General features: G+C 44.1%; 4 protein-coding genes. 1 reads left to right on the top strand and 3 read right to left on the bottom strand.

The features are described from left to right. Nucleotides 1-668: type I restriction endonuclease (locus ABVS03_RS11460; RefSeq protein WP_368019206.1), on the top strand; the 668-nt coding region annotated here is incomplete at its 5' end. Nucleotides 669-693: 25 nt separating this feature from the next. Here the strand turns inward: ABVS03_RS11460 and ant(9) are convergent. The 3 genes from ant(9) to ABVS03_RS11445 form a co-directional block, all read right to left on the bottom strand. Continuing rightward, nucleotides 694-1,470, bottom strand: coding sequence for an aminoglycoside nucleotidyltransferase ANT(9) (gene ant(9) / locus ABVS03_RS11455; RefSeq protein ID WP_368019205.1), 777 nt, complete (start codon nt 1,468-1,470; stop codon nt 694-696). Nucleotides 1,471-1,494: 24 nt separating this feature from the next. Beyond that, nucleotides 1,495-2,265, bottom strand: a complete 771-nt coding sequence (locus tag ABVS03_RS11450; protein ID WP_270528077.1) for a nucleoside phosphorylase — start codon at nt 2,263-2,265, stop codon at nt 1,495-1,497. Between the two features lie 24 nt (nt 2,266-2,289). Then, the coding region (locus ABVS03_RS11445; RefSeq protein ID WP_368019204.1) for an XRE family transcriptional regulator at nt 2,290-2,849 on the bottom strand (560 nt) is incomplete at its 5' end.

Here is a 2,849-nt window from a genome sequence, read left to right as displayed (position 1 = left end):
AAACAAATAGAGAGTTTCTTTCCATACTTTCCGACGGCTTCATCCAGCGCCGCGATGATCCCTCCAAAAAAGACCTCTACATTCAGCTGATCAACTTCGAGCAACCCGAGGCGAACATCTTCCGTGTGGTGAACCAGCTGGAGGTTAAGCAATACCAACGCCGCATCCCAGACGCGGTCGCATTCATTAACGGTCTGCCGGTGGTCGTCTTCGAGTTCAAGAACCCCGTCAACGACGGAGCTGACACGCATGAGGCCTACAAGCAGGTGACCGTACGCTACAGGCGCGACATCCCGAAGCTGCTCGGATACAACGTCTTCACTGTCCTTAGCGATGGCGTGAACAGCAAGTACGGCTCGGTCTTCGCCCCGTACAAGTTCTTCAATACCTGGCGCCAGGTCGAGGCCGGAGACCCCGAGGTTGAAGGCGTGGATGCGTTCTATGCGCTTCTTGAAGGCCTGATGCGCAAGGACCGCCTGGTTGCGCTCATCAAGAACTTCGTGTTTTTCCCAGATGCTCTGAAGCAGGACGATGAGACCAAGATCATCGCCCGCCCGCCACAGTTTTTCGCAGCGACGAAACTCATCGAGAACATAAAGGCGCATATCCCATCAGCAAAGACGGGCGGGACTGTCAACGGCGGCGCATTTATGCGCCGTTCATCTTGACCGTTGATTGGCCCCGCTAACTTTGCTACTCTGTTCTAAGTAATTCCTCAATTTGTTTTTTCATATATTCTACAAGTGCCATCGCTTCCTTTTCTACTGTCTCCCATTCATCAGACAAATTTCCCAAATAAGCTTCCTTTGCCGTTGTTAGCAGGGGGGGAAATCTCTCCGGCAATTTTAAAATTACCCATTTTGCGGCAACATCTTTTGTCGTGATTTCTTCTGTTACTAAAGTAAACCACATTCGTGATAAGGTTAATAACACATTTCTTTCATCACCCTTAAAGCTGGAAATCAAACCAGGTAAAGAAAACCGAATTGCTTTTTTAATTTCGTGAAATGGGATAGCGGGAATAAGCTCTTTGCTTTCCGCCCCCTTCAAAGTTATGCTATTTTTTCTTGCTTGCCATAATAAAATCATTATATCTGGGTCAGTGCAGGCTTGCGGATATTCTCCTGCTTCCATCTCTCCCCTTAGCCATTCACCATACATATACTGACATTTTGGCGGAAATTGCAACGGAACAATATCAGATTGATTGATAATAGTTACCTCTAAAGGTCTTTTTTCAATACAGCCTACGGAGCCAGAAATTTTCAATAATTGCTTTGTTAGATCTGCTCTGATTGAATTACTCAATTCTTGTTTAGTAATTATCAGTATATCTATATCACTATCTGGACGCAGCCCATTCATTGTTGCTGAACCATATAAATATATCCCCAATATTTGACCTTGTAATATGGTTTCTGCTATTGAAATAACTTGATTTACTTGTTGTGGAAATTCATTTATATTCATTGTAACTCCTATATGTATTTATTTTTACTCCTCAACAACTGATAAAACAGCGTCTAAGGCTAATTCTAAGGCTATGGATATACTTGTTTTTCCCCATTCTCTTTCTTGGTATTTATGAGGGTCTGCAAGAGTATCGGCTGAAAAAAGCAGCATAGCCCATGTAACTTTTCTAAATTTTGCACACGCCGCCAATGCGGAACATTCCATTTCTACTACTTGACATCCCTCTTCTTTCCGATACTGAACCATTTCTACTGTTTCTCGATAAAAACCGTCTGTTGTCCATGTTTTAACTTCCCAATATGGTATATTCTTTTGGCTTAAAGCAGATTCAATCGCATTTATACCAGCCTTTGAAATCTCTACTTCTCGGGAGGGAGGAAGATAATGGTAAGATGTTCCCTCATCTCTCAATGCAGAAGCAGGTATCAAAAATCTATTTTCCGGGATGTCTTCCAATACGCCGCAGGAGCCGACGGAAATAATCTTTGTTACACCCCCTGCAATTAAATATTCTAAAACTTGGACGGCAGCAGCACTTCCCACAGGGGCCGGACATAGACATATTTTCTCCTGATTATAAAGACATTCATAAATAGGATATCGTCTTGTTGCACTTTCAAATTCATCTATCTGTATTCCATCATGGGTATGTGCATAATTTTCAACCTCGTCTCCTAAAAAAGCAAACACTGCTTTTGCAGGAAAACATTTTTTCCCATTTCCCGGCTGAAAAACAGCTTTTGATGCGGTATCGTACTCTAAAACAGGGTAGTCATGCTTTACTAATGGCATATTATTATCTCGAATAACAGGCTATTATTCTATTCCTTTCATCATCTTTTTTGCCAACTGCTTGAACAGGTCGGCAGTTTCTTCATCCATCGGTGCAAGCTGTCCGATCTGTCCAGCTATCATCGCCGTTACATCGTCAATGGAAAGCGGTTTTTGTTTCTGTTCCGCCAGTGCGTCCCGCATGGCTTGGAACATAGCGGCGGTCACAGCTTCTCCCGGCTGTTCCCCGTTGTCAATGTCTTTCTTAATGTCCCGCAGGATAGCCAGGAACACATTTTTGATTTTTTCAATCTCCGCTTCATGTTCCCCCATCTTTTGGGCGTTCAAAAGCTGTAAATCCTGCTTCGCTTCTGCCCGGTGTTCCGGGTGTTCTTTCATCAGGTCGGACAGGGAAGCCGTTGCCATCTCGATAAGCTGGTTTCTTGCTGTTATGCCCTTTGCCGCCGTATCCTGAAAATAAATCCGTATCAAATCTATCAGCTTAGGAAAATTCCTATGTTCCAACAGGCGGTTGAGGATTTGCACATCAACAGCACCCGTCACAAGCCCCCTCACGGCTCCCTCGGACAAGCCTAATTCAGAAA

Origin of the sequence: Olsenella sp. AGMB03486 (assembly GCF_040884255.1) — a bacterium.
Taxonomy (GTDB): Bacteria; Actinomycetota; Coriobacteriia; order Coriobacteriales; family Atopobiaceae; genus Olsenella_L; species Olsenella_L kribbiana.
Note: the sequence above shows the minus strand (reverse complement) of the source record. Positions and strands in the feature narration are given on the sequence as shown.

Coding starts and splice junctions, on each gene's coding strand:
- ABVS03_RS11450 (WP_270528077.1), bottom strand. CDS start 2,265: ATGCCATTAGTAAAGCATGACTACCCTGTTTTAGAGTACGATACCGCA.